General features: G+C 65.9%; 13 protein-coding genes. All 13 read left to right on the top strand.

Features of this window, described 5'->3' with window-relative positions:
* Positions 1-17 precede the first annotated feature (17 nt).
* Positions 18-695, top strand: a complete 678-nt coding sequence (flgD, locus tag PotMrB4_RS18380; RefSeq protein ID WP_172434156.1) for a flagellar hook assembly protein FlgD — start codon at positions 18-20, stop codon at positions 693-695.
* A 33-nt stretch (positions 696-728) separates the two neighbouring features.
* Entirely contained in the window at positions 729-2,042 is a 1,314-nt protein-coding gene (flgE, locus tag PotMrB4_RS18375) for a flagellar hook protein FlgE (RefSeq protein ID WP_172434155.1), read from the top strand.
* A 217-nt stretch (positions 2,043-2,259) separates the two neighbouring features.
* Positions 2,260-3,000: a flagellar basal body rod protein FlgF gene (locus PotMrB4_RS18370; RefSeq protein ID WP_069560336.1), complete on the top strand. Its 741-nt coding sequence runs from the start codon at positions 2,260-2,262 to the stop codon at positions 2,998-3,000.
* Positions 3,001-3,046: 46 nt separating this feature from the next.
* Positions 3,047-3,832: a flagellar basal-body rod protein FlgG gene (gene flgG / locus PotMrB4_RS18365; protein ID WP_044408230.1), complete on the top strand. Its 786-nt coding sequence runs from the start codon at positions 3,047-3,049 to the stop codon at positions 3,830-3,832.
* A gap of 19 nt (positions 3,833-3,851) precedes the next feature.
* Positions 3,852-4,565 carry a flagellar basal body L-ring protein FlgH gene (flgH, locus tag PotMrB4_RS18360; RefSeq protein WP_044408227.1) on the top strand — a complete coding sequence of 238 codons (714 nt, stop codon included), beginning with the start codon at positions 3,852-3,854 and terminating at the stop codon, positions 4,563-4,565.
* 14 nt (positions 4,566-4,579) lie between these two features.
* Positions 4,580-5,680, top strand: coding sequence for a flagellar basal body P-ring protein FlgI (locus tag PotMrB4_RS18355; RefSeq protein ID WP_142007946.1), 1,101 nt, complete (start codon positions 4,580-4,582; stop codon positions 5,678-5,680).
* 10 nt (positions 5,681-5,690) lie between these two features.
* Positions 5,691-6,869 carry a flagellar assembly peptidoglycan hydrolase FlgJ gene (gene flgJ, locus PotMrB4_RS18350; RefSeq protein WP_142007947.1) on the top strand — a complete coding sequence of 393 codons (1,179 nt, stop codon included), beginning with the start codon at positions 5,691-5,693 and terminating at the stop codon, positions 6,867-6,869.
* Between the two features lie 9 nt (positions 6,870-6,878).
* Positions 6,879-8,903 carry a flagellar hook-associated protein FlgK gene (gene flgK, locus PotMrB4_RS18345; protein ID WP_172434154.1) on the top strand — a complete coding sequence of 675 codons (2,025 nt, stop codon included), beginning with the start codon at positions 6,879-6,881 and terminating at the stop codon, positions 8,901-8,903.
* 12 nt (positions 8,904-8,915) lie between these two features.
* Positions 8,916-10,220, top strand: coding sequence for a flagellar hook-associated protein FlgL (gene flgL / locus PotMrB4_RS18340; protein WP_044408217.1), 1,305 nt, complete (start codon positions 8,916-8,918; stop codon positions 10,218-10,220).
* 184 nt (positions 10,221-10,404) lie between these two features.
* Positions 10,405-11,400, top strand: a complete 996-nt coding sequence (gene pseB / locus PotMrB4_RS18335) for a UDP-N-acetylglucosamine 4,6-dehydratase (inverting) (RefSeq protein WP_172434153.1) — start codon at positions 10,405-10,407, stop codon at positions 11,398-11,400.
* Between the two features lie 2 nt (positions 11,401-11,402).
* Positions 11,403-12,560: a UDP-4-amino-4,6-dideoxy-N-acetyl-beta-L-altrosamine transaminase gene (gene pseC / locus PotMrB4_RS18330; protein ID WP_172434152.1), complete on the top strand. Its 1,158-nt coding sequence runs from the start codon at positions 11,403-11,405 to the stop codon at positions 12,558-12,560.
* Positions 12,561-12,573: 13 nt separating this feature from the next.
* Positions 12,574-13,194 (top strand): pseudaminic acid biosynthesis-associated methylase, encoded by a 621-nt coding sequence (locus PotMrB4_RS18325; protein ID WP_172434151.1) that lies wholly within the window; start codon positions 12,574-12,576, stop codon positions 13,192-13,194.
* Positions 13,191-13,895 (top strand): pseudaminic acid cytidylyltransferase, encoded by a 705-nt coding sequence (gene pseF / locus PotMrB4_RS18320; protein ID WP_172434150.1) that lies wholly within the window; start codon positions 13,191-13,193, stop codon positions 13,893-13,895. The genes PotMrB4_RS18325 and pseF overlap by 4 nt, the downstream gene beginning before the upstream one ends.

Here is a 13,895-nt window from a genome sequence, read left to right as displayed (position 1 = left end):
CGTGAGGGAGCGACAAGATGAGCGTTGACGTAGGCGCCACCACCAGTTCTTCGGTACTGGATCAATACAAGCTCAAGGAAACCACCAAGTCGAAGGAGCTGGGCAAGGACCAGTTCCTCCAGTTGCTGGTGGCACAGATGAACAACCAGAACCCGCTGGACCCGCAGACCAACAGCGAGTTCGTGGCGCAGCTTGCCCAGTTCAGTACCGTCGAAGGCCTGGACAACCTGAACAAGAGCGTCAACACCATCCTCTCCAGCACCCAGTCTTCCCAGGCGCTGCAGGCGTCCTCTCTGGTCGGGCGCAAGGTCATGGTCCCCTCCAGCAAGGCCGTGGTCGATCCTGCCGAAGGGCTCACCGGCACCGTCAGCCTCACCAGTTCCACGTCCAACCTCTACGTCAACGTGCTGGACGAGAAGGGCAACACCGTCAACCGCGTCAACCTGGGTGCACAGAAGGCCGGTGCGGTCAGCTTCACCTGGGATGGCAAGGACTCCAGCGGCAACCCCGTTGCCAAGGGCACCTACACCTTCAAGGCCGAGGCCGGGGTCGATGGCAAGACAGTCGCCATGGGCACTGTCCTCCCGGCCAACGTCGACAGCGTCACCCTTGGCCAGAACGGCGGGGAAATGACGCTCAACCTCGCAGGGCTCGGCAGCATCGCGCTTTCCAAGGTCCAGGTCATCGGTAAGTAATCGTCGACGCTGTCGGCGCAACAGGAGCATCCCATGTCGTTCAACATCGGCCTCAGCGGCATCCGCGCCGCCTCCAGTGACCTCAACATCACTGGCAACAACATCGCCAACGCCGGGACCGTGGGCTTCAAGCAGTCCCGTGGTGAGTTCCAGGACCTGTACTCGGCGTCCGTGCTGGGCTCCGGCAGCAAGACCATCGGCAGCGGCGTGCTGCTGGCCAACGTCGCCCAGCTCTACAACCAGGGCACCATCGACTACACCGAAAATGCCCTCGACCTGGCCATCAACGGCAACGGTTTCTTCGTCACCAGCAACAACGGCGCCGTCAGCTACACCCGTGCCGGCTACTTCGGTACCGACAAGAACGGCTTCATCGTCGACAACAACGGCTACCGTCTCCAGGGTTACACGGTAGATGCCAGTGGTGCGCTGCAAAGCGGTGTGGTGGGTGATCTCACCATCAAGACCAACAACCAGCAGCCCAAGGCCACCTCCACCATCACCCAGCCGTTCAACCTCAACTCCAGCAACACCCCGCCGACGGTGTCGCCGTTCAACCCGGCCGACCCGAAGAGCTACAACTCTTCGACCTCGGTCAACATCTATGACTCCCAGGGCAACCCCCACGTCATGACCCAGTACTTCGTCAAATCGGCCACACCGGCGAACACCTGGACCATGAACGTGCTGATCGATGGCCGTAACCCCACCAACCCGGCCTCCACCACGCCCATGAGCACGCCGGTGGGCTTCACCACCTCCGGCCAGCTGGACACCTCCACCTTCGCCAACACCGGCGGCTTCGCCGTCAACGCCGACGGCACCCTGGGCATCAACGGCTGGGTGCCGGCCGTGTCCAACGGCGCCACCCCGCCGGTGTGGAGTGCCAACGGTGCCGCTGCCGCCCCGAGCATCACCTTCGATATCCGCGGCTCCACCCAGTTCTCCAGCGCCTTCGCTGTTGCCAGCGTGGCCCAGGATGGCTACACCACCGGCCAGCTGGCCGGTCTGCAGATCGATGACAAGGGCATGATCTATGCCCGCTACACCAACGGTCAGACCCAGCTCCAGGGCCAGGTCGTCCTGGCGAACTTCGCCAACGTCCAGGGCCTGACCCCGGTGGGCAAGACCTCCTGGGTGGAATCCTCCGAATCCGGTGCGCCGGTGATCGGCACCCCGCGTGCCGGTACCCTGGGTGCCCTGCAATCCGGTGCCCTGGAGTCCTCCAACGTGGACATCTCCACCGAGCTGGTCGACCTGATCGTGGCGCAGCGCAACTACCAGGCCAACGCCAAGACCATCGAGACCGAGAACGCGGTGACCCAGACCATCATCAACCTGCGTTGAGTGAGTGGCCGCCGCCCGTCAAAAGGGTGGCGGCGACCTTGCCGCTGGCGGCATCCCCTCGCCGCCACGGCATTCCAAGGCCTCCATGTGAGGCCTTTTTCTTTTTGCTTTTTCCTTATTCGTCAATGAGTTGTCTCGATTTTGCAGGCCTGGCACAGCAATTGCTGTAGACCCTGCAAAGCAATGCGGGCGTCAAAAGCCCACCTTGGAGACCTCCATGGACAAGATGCTCTACATCTCCATGACCGGTGCCAGCCAGAACACCCTGGCCCAGCGCGCTCATGCCAACAACCTGGCGAACGTGTCCACCACCGGGTTCCGTCGCGACTTCGAACAGGCGCGTTCCATGCCCGTGTTCGGCGACACCTTCCCGGCGCGCGTGTTCGCCATGAGCGAACGTCCCGGGACTGACTTCACCCCCGGTGCCCTGCAGGAGACCGGGCGCGACATGGACATCGCCATCGGCGGGGAGGGCTGGATCGCCGTGCAGGCGCCGGACGGCAGCGAAGGCTACGTGCGCACCGCCAGCCTCCAGGTGGACGCCAACGGCCAGCTGCGAGCCGGCAATGGGTTGCCGGTTATCGGCAACGCCGGGCCGATCGCCATCCCGCCGGAGCAGAAGGTGGAGATCGGTTCCGACGGCACCATCAGCATCCGCGCCCTGGGCGAGGCCCCCAACGTGATGGCCGAGGTGGACCGCATCAAGCTGGTCAACCCCGATCCCAAGCAGCTGGAGAAGGGCCTCGATGGCCTGATCCACACCAAGAACAAACAGCCGGCGGACGTGGATGGCACGGTCAAGCTCACCTCGGGCTTCCTCGAGGCGAGCAACGTCAATGCCGTCGAGGAGATGACTGCGATCCTCTCCCTGTCCCGTCAATTCGAACTGCACGTAAAGATGATGCGCACCGCCGAGGACGACGCCGCGGCGATGGCACGGGTCATGCAGCTCAGCTAACAACCAGTACGCGGCGCCATGACTTCGGCGCCCGAGGAGAATGACGATGATTCCGGCACTTTGGGTCAGCAAGACGGGTTTGGCGGCTCAGGACATGAACCTGACCACCATCTCCAACAACCTGGCCAACGTCTCCACCACCGGCTTCAAGCGCGACCGCGCCGAATTCCAGGACCTGCTCTACCAGATCCGCCGCCAGCCCGGCGCCCAGAGCACCCAGGACAGCCAACTGCCCAGCGGCCTGCAGTTGGGTACCGGTGTGCGCATCGCCGGCACCCAGAAGATCTTCACCCAGGGCAGCCTGCAGACCACCGAGCAGCCGCTGGACCTGGCCATCAATGGGCGCGGCTTCTTTCAGATCCTCATGCCGGACGGCACCGTCTCCTACACCCGCGACGGCAGCTTCCACCTGAACTCCGACGGGCAGATCGTCACCAGCCAGGGCTACCCCCTGGAGCCGGCCATCGTCCTGCCCGCCCAGGTCCAGACCTTCACCGTCGGCGAGGACGGCACCGCCTCGGTGACCACCTTCGGCAACCCCACGCCCCAGGTGATCGGCAACATCCAGACCGCCGACTTCGTCAACTACGGCGGCCTGCAGGCCATCGGCAACAACCTGTTCCTGGAGACCGCCGCCAGCGGTGCGCCGCAGGTCGGCACCCCGGGCCTCACCGGCCTCGGCAACGTCCTGCAGAACACCCTGGAGAACTCCAACGTCAGCGTGGTGGAGGAGCTGGTGGACATGATTACCACCCAGCGTGCCTACGAGATGAACTCCAAGGTCATCTCCACCGCCGACTCCATGCTCGGCTACATCTCGCAGAACCTGTAACGCCCCGAGGTAAGTTGTCATGAACCGGCTGCTCATCATCGCCCCGTTGCTCGCCACCCAGCTCCTCGCTGGGTGCGTCGCGCCGCCGCCCAAGCCGAACGACCCGTACTACGCGCCGGTGCTGCCCCGCACCCCAATGCCGGCCGCGCAGAACAACGGCGCCATCTACCAGCCCGGGTTCGAGACCAACCTCTACAACGACCGCAAGGCCTACCGCGTGGGTGACATCATCACCATCACCCTCAACGAGCGGACCCAGGCCAGCAAGAACGCCAACTCGCAGATCCAGAAGAACAGCAAGGCCAACATCGGCCTGACCTCCCTGTTCGGCGGCGGCGTCTCGATCAGCAACCCCAGCACCAAGCTGAACCCCCTGGAAGCCGAAGACCTCACGCTGTCCGCCGGCTACAACGGCACCCGTGACGCCAACGGCACCTCCAAGGTAGGGCAGAGCAACAGCCTGACCGGTTCCATCACCGTCACCGTCTCCGAGGTGATGCCCAACGGCATCCTCGCCGTACGCGGCGAGAAGTGGCTGACCCTGAACACCGGCGACGAACTGGTACGCATCGCCGGCCTGGTGCGTGCGGACGACATCGGCACCGACAACACCGTGTCTTCCACCCGCGTGGCCGACGCCCGCATCACCTACTCGGGCACCGGCGCCTTTGCCGACGCCAGCCAGCCGGGCTGGTTCGACCGCTTCTTCATGAGCCCGCTGTGGCCGTTCTGAGCAGGTAGCGCGACATGAAACGATTCACCGCAGCCCTTTGCCTGTTGCTTGCCAGCACCCTCGCTCATGCCGAGCGGCTGAAGGACCTGGCCAGTATTCAGGGCGTGCGTAACAACCAGCTGATCGGCTACGGCCTGGTGGTGGGCCTCAACGGCACCGGCGACCAGACCACCCAGACGCCCTTCACCCTGCAGACCTTCAACAACATGCTGGCGCAGTTCGGCATCAAGGTGCCGGCGGGTTCGGGCAACGTGCAGTTGAAGAACGTCGCTGCCGTCTCCATCCATGCCGACCTGCCGCCCTTCGCCAAGCCCGGCCAGACCCTGGACGTGACCATCTCCTCCATCGGCAACGCCAAGAGCCTGCGCGGCGGCAGCCTGCTGATGACCCCGCTGAAGGGCATCGACGGCAACGTCTACGCCATCGCCCAAGGCAACCTGGTGGTGGGTGGCTTCGACGCCCAGGGCAGCGACGGCTCCAAGATCACCGTCAACGTCCCGTCGTCCGGCCGGATTCCCGCCGGTGCCACCGTCGAGCGCCCGGTGCCGAGCGGCTTCGACCAGGGCAACACCCTGACCCTGAACCTCAACCGCCCGGACTTCACCACCGCCAAGAACATCGTCGACAAGCTCAACGAACTGCTCGGCCCAGGCGTTGCCCAGGCCCTCGACGGCGGTTCGGTACGGGTCAGCGCCCCGCTGGATCCGAACCAGCGCGTGGACTACCTCTCGGTGATCGAGAACCTGGAAATCGAATCCGGCAAGGCCGTGGCCAAGGTCATCATCAACTCGCGCACCGGCACCATCGTCATCGGCCAGGACGTGCGCGTGCAGCCGGCCGCCGTCACCCACGGCAGCCTCACCGTCACCATCACCGAAGACCCCATCGTCAGCCAGCCGGGCGCTTTGTCCGGCGGGCAGACGGCTGTCGTACCGCGTTCCAAGGTCAAGGCCGACCAGGAGGCGAAGCCGATGTTCAAGTTCGCTCCCGGTACCTCGCTGGACGAGATCGTCCGCGCGGTCAACCAGGTGGGGGCGTCTCCTTCCGACCTGATGGCCATCCTCGAGGCGCTCAAACAAGCCGGCGCCCTCCAGGCTGACCTGATCGTGATCTGAGGTAGCGATCATGGACTCCAGGCTCACTACGGGCCTCGCCACGCGCGGGGCCATCGACTCCGGTGCCTTCACCGACCTGAACCGCATGGCCCAGTTCAAGGTGGGCAAGGGGCGCGACGGCGAGGAAAACGTCAAGAAGGTCGCCCAGGAGTTCGAGTCGCTGTTCGTCAACGAGATGCTGAAGTCCATGCGTGCCGCCGGCGACGTCTTCGCCGAAGGCAACTTCCTCAACAGCAACGAGAGCAAGACCTACCGCGACATGTACGACCAGCAGCTTGCGGTCACCATCTCCAAGGGCCACGGCATCGGCCTGGCCGATGTGCTGACCCGCCAGCTGAGCAAGACCAAGTCCACCGGCAAGGCCAACCCCTTCGCCCAGGTGGCCGAGACCGCCGGAGCCCAGTGGCCGCAGAAGGGCAGCAGCCCGGTGGCTGCGCCGGAGGCGGGCCGGGACGACTCCAAACTGCTGGCCCAGCGCCGTATCAGCCTGCCCAGCCGTTTCACCGACCGCCTGTTGGCCGGCATCGTCCCGCCCGCGGGTGCCGCAGACGGCAAGCAGGCCCTGGCCGGTTCCGATTGGCTGCCGGCCAAGTCCTATGGCGCGCCCGAGCGTGGCGTGGCCTCGGTGGACGGCGACAACGCGGTGATCGGCCGACGCATCGCCCAACCGCCGCTGGCACCGGGCAAGCCTGCCTTCAGTTCGCCGCAGGAATTCATCGACACCATGATGCCCATGGCCCAGGAAGCGGCGAAAAGCATCGGCGTCGATCCGCGCTTCCTGGTGGCCCAGGCTGCACTGGAGACCGGCTGGGGTAAATCCATCATCCGCCAGCAGGACGGCAGCAGCAGCCACAACCTGTTCGGCATCAAGTCCCACGGCTGGGACGGCCAGTCGGCCCGCGCCGTGACCACCGAATACAAGGACGGCGAAGCCGTCAAGGAAGCGGCCTCGTTCCGCGCCTACGACTCGTACCGGCAGAGCTTCCGTGACTACGTGAGCTTCCTGCAGGGAAATGACCGTTACCAGGACGCACTGGCCGTGACCGACAAACCCGAGCGCTTCGTGCGCGAACTGCAGCAGGCCGGCTACGCCACCGACCCGCAGTACGCCCGCAAGGTCACGCAGATCGCGCGCCAGATGCAGACCTACCAGGCCGTCGCATCGGTCGGTTCGGTGCCCAACTCATGAGGATGAGCAATGGCTGACCTTCTCTACATCGGCCTGTCCGGCCTGCGCAGCACGCAGACCTCGCTGACCACGACCGGACACAACATCAGCAACGTCAACACGCCCGGCTTTTCACGCCAGCAGACGGTGCAGCAGACCAACCTCCCGCAGTTCACCGGCGGCGGCTACATCGGTTCCGGCAGCCAGGTGACGGATGTGCGCCGCCTGGCCAGCGAGTTCCTCACCTCGCAGCTGCGCACCGCCACCAGCCAGAACAGCGAGCTGCAGGCCTTCAAGAGCCAGATCGAACAGCTCGACTCGCTGCTGTCCAGCACCACCACCGGCATCAGCCCGGCGCTGAAGAGCTTCTTCACCTCGCTGCAGACCGCCTCCCAGGACCCGGCTTCCCTGGCTGGGCGCGAGGCCGTGCTGTCCCAGGCCAAGAGCCTCTCGGACACCTTCAACACGCTCTACAGCCAGTTCGACAAGCAGAACGAACAGATCAACAGCCAGCTCGGTGCGCTGACCACCCAGATCAACTCCCTGGCCGCCAACGTCGCCTCCTACAACGACGCCATCGCCAAGGCGCGTGCCAACGGCGCCGAGCCCAACGACCTGCTGGACGCTCGCGAAGAGGCGATCCGGCAGATCTCCGAGATGGTCGGCGTGAAGACCCTTGAGCAGAAGGACGGCACCCTCAGCCTGTTCATCGGCACCGGCCAGCCGCTGGTGGTGGGCAACTCCGCCTCCACCCTGAAAGCCTCGCCGGGCGTCAACGATCCGTCGCGCTACCAGATCGAGCTCATCACCGGCGGCGTCTCGCAGATCGTCACCGACCAGGTGACCGGCGGCGAGATGGGCGGGCTGATTGCCTACCGTGATACCGCGCTGGACCAGTCCTACAACGCCCTGGGTCAGCTCGCCATCACCATCAGCGACACGGTCAACAAGCAACTGGGCCAGGGCCTGGACCTGGTTGGTCGGGCCGGCAGCCCGCTCTTCGCCAATATCAACTCGGCCCAGGCGGCATCCCTGCGTGTACTGGCGGCCACCACCAACACCGGTACGGCCAGTGGTGTCCTCAACATCACCAACACCAGCCAGATGACCTCCAGCGATTACCGGCTGGACTTCGACGGCACCAACTTCACCGCGCTGCGCCTGTCCGACAGCGCCAGCATGACCGTCACGGTCACCGGCACCGGCCCCTACACCCTGAGCTTCGCCGACGCCTCGGGCGTCAACCAGGGTTTCCAGGTGCAGTTGAACGCACTGCCGGCCGCCGGTGACCGTTTCACCCTGCAGCCGACCCGTCGCGGCGCTGCCGACTTCGGCGCGACGCTGCAGTCCGCCGACCAGTTGGCGTTCGCCGGTTCGGCCCGCGCCGAAGCCACCACCAACAACCGGGGTACCGGCGCCATCGGGCAGCCGGCGCTGGTCAACGGTCCGTCGCCCATCGACCTCACCGACCTGCAGGACCTGTTCGGCACCACCGGTCGCAAGCTGACGTTCGATTCGACCACCAACACCCTGACCGGCACCTTGCCGCCCGGCGCGACCCTGAGCTACGTCTCGCCGTCCACCACGGCGCTGACGCCCGGGCAGAACAACACCCTGCGGCTGAACTACACCGACCCGTCCACCAACAACAGCTACACCTACGAGTTCACCGTCTCGGGCATTCCCCAGGGCGGCGACAGCTTCACCCTGGCCTTCAACACCAAGGGCACCGCAGACAACCGCAACGGCCTCGCCCTGGTGGGGTTGCAGACCAAGCAGACGGTCAACATCGGTGCCACCAGCGCCACCTACAACGACTCCTACAGCGCCCTGGTGGAGAAGGTCGGTGCGCTCACGTCCCAGGTGCGTGTCAACGCCGCCTCTTCCGAGGCGGTACAGAAGCAGGCCCAGGACAGCCGTGACTCCCTGTCGGGCGTGAGCCTGGACGAAGAGGCCGCCAGCCTCATCCGGTTCCAGCAGTACTACAATGCCAATGCCCAGGTCATTCAAGTTGCGCGGGCGCTGTTCGATACCCTGATCGGCGCCTTCAACTGAGGCTGATGCGATATGAGAATCTCCACCATCCAGGCCTTCAACAACCAGGTTGCCGGCCTGCAGCGAAACTACTCCAACGTCACCCGCACCCAGGAACAGATCAGCACCGGCAAGCGCATTCTCACGCCGGCTGACGACCCGGTGGCGTCCGTACGCCTCCTGCAGCTCAGCCAGGAGGAGTCGCTGAACGGCCAGTACAAGTCGAACATCACCGCCGCCAAGAACAGCCTCAACGCCGAAGAGGCCGTCCTGACCTCGGTGGGCAACGTGCTGCAGCGCATCCGCGAGATTGCCGTACAGGCGGGCGACGGTGGCCAGGACTCCACCGACAAGGCAGCTCTGGGCACCGAGCTGCAACAGCGCGAGGACGAGTTGCTCAGCCTGCTCAACAGCCGTGACTCCAGCGGCAAGTACCTGTTCGGCGGCTCCCAGGCCGACACCGCGCCGTTCGTCCGCAATGCCGACGGCACCTACAGCTACCTGGGTGACGAGGGGCGGCGCGAAGTGCAGGTGGCCAGCAGCACCTTCCTCGCCCTGGGTGACAACGGCAAGGCGCTGTTCGAGGACGTGTTCAACGCCAACCGCGTGACCACCTCCCAGGGGACCGTGGGTACCGGCAGTACCGCGCGCATCGCCCAGGGTCTGGTGGTGGACAAGGTCGATTACGACACCATCTTCCCCGCCAGCAACCCGCCAGCGGCCACCGATGCCATCGGCATCCATTTCCTCGACTCGCAGAACTATGTGGTCTACAACCCGGCCACTCTGCCACCGGGCTACAACTGGGCCACCTACAACCCGGCCACGCCGCCCACCGGCCAACTGGCCACCGGGGCGTTCGATACCAACAGCGCCACCCCTAACTTCGTCACCTACGGCGGCGTCAAGGTGCAGATCGACGGCAAGCCTGCCACCGGCGACGACTTCAGCATCAACCGCAACCCATCCCAGGAGAAGCGGGGGCTGCTGAACGTTGTCTCCGACCTGCGCAAGGCCCTTCAATCCTCCTCTGATGGCCCGGTTGGGAACCTGCAGATTCGTGATTCGGTGGCGGTGGCACTGTCCAACCTCGAAGCGGTGAATACCAAGGTACTTGCCGTGCAGGGCTCCATCGGTGCGCGCCTGAACACCCTGGAGACCACCGAAGGGTTCGTCGACGACGTCAGTCTGGTGAACAAGGCCGTGCAATCCGAGCTGGAGGACCTGGACTATGCCGAGGCCATCTCGCGCCTCACCATGCAGTCCACCATCCTGCAGGCGGCCCAGCAGAGCTTCGTCAAGATCAACGGCCTGAGCCTGTTCAACTTCCTCAACTGACCGACCTTTTGTGCACTGCTGGCGGCGCCCTGTCCCTGGGACACGGCGCCGCCTTGCATTCCGGTGGGTTGGCACCATGCTTGCTTCGTGACCTGAAAACCGAATAGAACGCCATAATTCCGACAGCACGACAGGCGCAGGGCCGTCGGCGAAGCCGGTGGCGGCAGGGCAGGGGAGAACACGCATGTTCGATGGCAAGTCCGTATTCGTATCCGGAGGCACCGGCTCGTTCGGTCGCTCCTTCATCCGCAGCCTGCTCCAGCGCTACCAGCCCAAGCGCGTGGTGGTGTTCTCGCGGGATGAACTCAAGCAGTACGAGATGCAGCAGGAGTTCAATGCCCCCTGCATGCGCTACTTCCTGGGCGACGTGCGTGACGCCGACCGCGTCCAGCAGGCCCTGCGCGGCATCGACCTGGTGGTCCACGCCGCAGCCCTCAAGCAGGTGCCGGCCGCCGAATACAACCCCACCGAATGCATCCGCACCAACGTCGGCGGCGCCGAGAACATCATCAACGGCGCCATCGCCAACGGCGTGCAGAAAGTGGTGGCACTCTCCACCGACAAGGCCTCCAGCCCCATCAACCTCTACGGCGCCACCAAGCTGCTGAGCGACAAGCTGTTCGTCGCTGCCAACAACATCACCGGCGACCACCAGACCCGTTTCGCCGTCGTCCGCTACGGCAACGTGGTCGGCTCGCGGGGCTCGGTGCTGCCGTTCTTCCGCAAGCTGCTGGCCGACGGCGCCCGCGAGCTGCCGATCACCGATGCGCGCATGACCCGCTTCTGGATCACCCTCGACCAGGGCGTCGACTTCGTCATGCGCAGCTTCGAGCGCATGCAGGGCGGCGAGCTGTTCGTGCCGAAGATCCCCTCCGCACGCATCACCGACCTGGCCGAGGCCCTCGCACCGGGCCTGCTCCATCGCCTGGTGGGTATCCGCCCTGGCGAGAAGCTGCACGAGATGATGATTTCCCGCGATGACAGCTCCCACACCTGGGAATTCGACAGCCACTTCGTCATCGCCCCCTCCATCAACTTCAACATGCAGTACGACTACGCCTGTGACGGCCTGGGAGGGATCGGGCGGGCCGTGGAGGAGGGCTTCGAGTACGTCTCCGACAGCAATCCTCACTACCTCAGCGTCGCCGAACTGCGCGAGCTGGCCGAGGCCTGGTCCTGAGCATGATTCCCTACGGACGCCAGAGCATTTCCCAGGCGGACATCGACGCCGTCGTCGAGACCCTCAACTCCGACTGGCTGACCCAGGGGCCGGCCATCGAGCGTTTCGAGGGCGCCTTCGCCGCCCGCTGCGAGGCCGCCCATGGCATCGCCGTCAGCAACGCCACGGCAGCCCTGCACATCGCCTGCCTGGCCCTCGACCTGGGCCCGGGGGACTGGCTCTGGACCAGCCCCAACACCTTCGTCGCCAGCGCCAATTGCGCGCTCTACTGCGGCGCCCAGGTGGACTTCGTCGACATCGACTCGCGCACCCTCAACCTCGACGTGGACCTGCTGGAGGTTCGCCTCGCCCAGGCCGAGCAGCGTGGCCGGTTGCCCAAGGTGCTGGTGCCGGTGGCCTTCGCCGGGCAGAGCTGCGACATGGCGCGCATCGCCGCACTGGCCCGGCGCTACGGCTTCCGCGTGATCGAGGACGCCTCCCACGCCGTCGGCGCTGCCTACCTCGGGCGCCCGGTGGGCTGCGGCGCTCATGCCGACATCAGCGTGTTCAGCTTCCACCCGGTGAAGATCATCACCACCGGCGAGGGCGGCATGCTCACCACCCAGGACCCGCACCTGGCGGAGCGCCTGCGGCGCCTGCGCAGCCACGGCGTCACCCGCGACCCGGCCGCCATGACCGAAGCCAGCCACGGCCCCTGGTACTACCAGCAGCTGGAACTGGGCTTCAACTACCGCATGACCGATCTGCAGGCCGCCCTCGGCTTCTCCCAGCTGCAGCGCCTGGAGGCCTTCGTCGCCCGTCGCCGGGCCCTGGCCGAGCGCTACGACGAGCTACTCGCCGACCTGCCGCTGCGTCTGCCGGGGCGCCAGGAGGGGGCCGACTCGGCCTGGCACCTCTACCCGGTGCGCCTGCGGCTGGACGCCATGCGCCGCAGCCACCGCGAAGTGTTCGAGGGGCTGCGGGCCGCCGGCATCGGCGTCAACCTGCACTACATCCCGGTGCACCTGCAGCCTCATTACCAGCGGCTGGGCTTCGCCCCGGGTGACTTCCCCGAGGCCGAGCGCTACTACGCAGAGGCCCTGAGCCTGCCGCTCTTCCACGGCATGACCGATGACCAGCAGGAGCGGGTGGTGCAGGCATTGACCACCCTCCTGCGCTGACAGGAGACGCGCCATGCGCGAACTGACCGAGCAGGAACGTTTCTGGCAGGGCGAGTTCGGTGACGACTACGTCGACCGCAACGACGGCGAGCGCCACGTGGCCAGTGCCACCGCCTTCTTCGCCCGGGCCCTGCGCCGTGCCGGGCGGCTCGACAGCCTGCTGGAGCTGGGCACCAACCGTGGGCTCAACCTCCAGGCGCTGCACCGGCTGCTGCCGGACGCTGCCCTGCATGGCGTCGAGCTGAATGCCAAGGCCCATGCCATCGCCCAGTCACTGGGCATCGCCGAGGTCTGGCACGGCTCGCTGTTCGATTACCCGGTGCACCAGCCGGTGGACCTGGCGTTCACCCGTGGCGTGCTCATCCACCTGCCGCCCGAGCTGCTGCCCAAGGCCTACGCCAAGTTGTACGAGGCCAGCCGGCGCTACGTGCTCGTCGCCGAGTACTACAACCCCTCACCGGTGGAGGTGAGCTACCGGGGGCACACGGGCAAGCTGTTCAAGCGCGACTTCGCCGGCGAGCTGCTCGACCGCTACGAGGACCTGCGCCTGGTGGACTACGGCTTCGTCTACCGCCGTGACCCGAGCTTCCCCACCGACGACATCACCTGGTTCCTGCTGGAGAAGCGCCCATGAGCCGCGTCGCCATCATCCCCGCCCGAGGCGGCAGCAAGCGCATCCCGCGCAAGAACATCAAGCTCTTCCAGGGCCAGCCGATGATCGCCTACCCGATCCGCGCGGCCCTGCTGTCCGGGCTGTTCGACCGGGTGATCGTCAGCACCGACGACGAGGAGATCGCCAGCGTGGCCCGCGAACTGGGTGCCGAGGTGCCCTTCATGCGCCCGGCGGCCCTGGCCGACGACCATGCCGGCACGGTCGCGGTCATCCAGCACGCGCTCCGTGAACTGGCTGCCACTGGCGACCATCCCGAATACACCTGTTGCCTCTATGCCACCGCGCCCTTCGTCCTGCCGGAGAAGCTCCGTGAAGGTTTCGAGCTGCTGGCTGCGCGCCCGGACAAGGACTTCGCCTTCACCGTCAGTGACTACGCCGCACCGGTGCAGCGCGCCCTGCGGGTGAATGCCGATGGCGGCGTCGAATCGCTCTACCCCGAATACCAGCAGACCCGCTCCCAGGACCTGGAGCGCGCCTACCACGACGCCGGACAGTTCTACTGGGGCCGGGCTGCCGCCTGGGCCGAGGGCAAGGCGCTGCACGGTTCGCATTCCCTGCCACTGGTGCTGCCGCGCTACCTGGTCCAGGACATCGACAGCCCTGAGGACTGGCACCGCGCCGAACTGATGTACGCCAGCCTCCTGCTGGAGGGGGACATCTGA

Origin of the sequence: Metapseudomonas otitidis (assembly GCF_011397855.1) — a bacterium.
Classification (GTDB): Bacteria; Pseudomonadota; Gammaproteobacteria; order Pseudomonadales; family Pseudomonadaceae; genus Metapseudomonas; species Metapseudomonas otitidis.
Note: the sequence above shows the minus strand (reverse complement) of the source record. Positions and strands in the feature narration are given on the sequence as shown.

Coding starts and splice junctions, on each gene's coding strand:
- PotMrB4_RS18370 (WP_069560336.1), top strand. CDS start 2,260: ATGGACAAGATGCTCTACATCTCCATGACCGGTGCCAGCCAGAACACC.
- flgH (WP_044408227.1), top strand. CDS start 3,852: ATGAACCGGCTGCTCATCATCGCCCCGTTGCTCGCCACCCAGCTCCTC.
- PotMrB4_RS18325 (WP_172434151.1), top strand. CDS start 12,574: ATGCGCGAACTGACCGAGCAGGAACGTTTCTGGCAGGGCGAGTTCGGT.
- PotMrB4_RS18355 (WP_142007946.1), top strand. CDS start 4,580: ATGAAACGATTCACCGCAGCCCTTTGCCTGTTGCTTGCCAGCACCCTC.
- flgJ (WP_142007947.1), top strand. CDS start 5,691: ATGGACTCCAGGCTCACTACGGGCCTCGCCACGCGCGGGGCCATCGAC.
- flgD (WP_172434156.1), top strand. CDS start 18: ATGAGCGTTGACGTAGGCGCCACCACCAGTTCTTCGGTACTGGATCAA.
- flgG (WP_044408230.1), top strand. CDS start 3,047: ATGATTCCGGCACTTTGGGTCAGCAAGACGGGTTTGGCGGCTCAGGAC.
- pseF (WP_172434150.1), top strand. CDS start 13,191: ATGAGCCGCGTCGCCATCATCCCCGCCCGAGGCGGCAGCAAGCGCATC.
- pseC (WP_172434152.1), top strand. CDS start 11,403: ATGATTCCCTACGGACGCCAGAGCATTTCCCAGGCGGACATCGACGCC.
- flgL (WP_044408217.1), top strand. CDS start 8,916: ATGAGAATCTCCACCATCCAGGCCTTCAACAACCAGGTTGCCGGCCTG.
- pseB (WP_172434153.1), top strand. CDS start 10,405: ATGTTCGATGGCAAGTCCGTATTCGTATCCGGAGGCACCGGCTCGTTC.
- flgK (WP_172434154.1), top strand. CDS start 6,879: ATGGCTGACCTTCTCTACATCGGCCTGTCCGGCCTGCGCAGCACGCAG.
- flgE (WP_172434155.1), top strand. CDS start 729: ATGTCGTTCAACATCGGCCTCAGCGGCATCCGCGCCGCCTCCAGTGAC.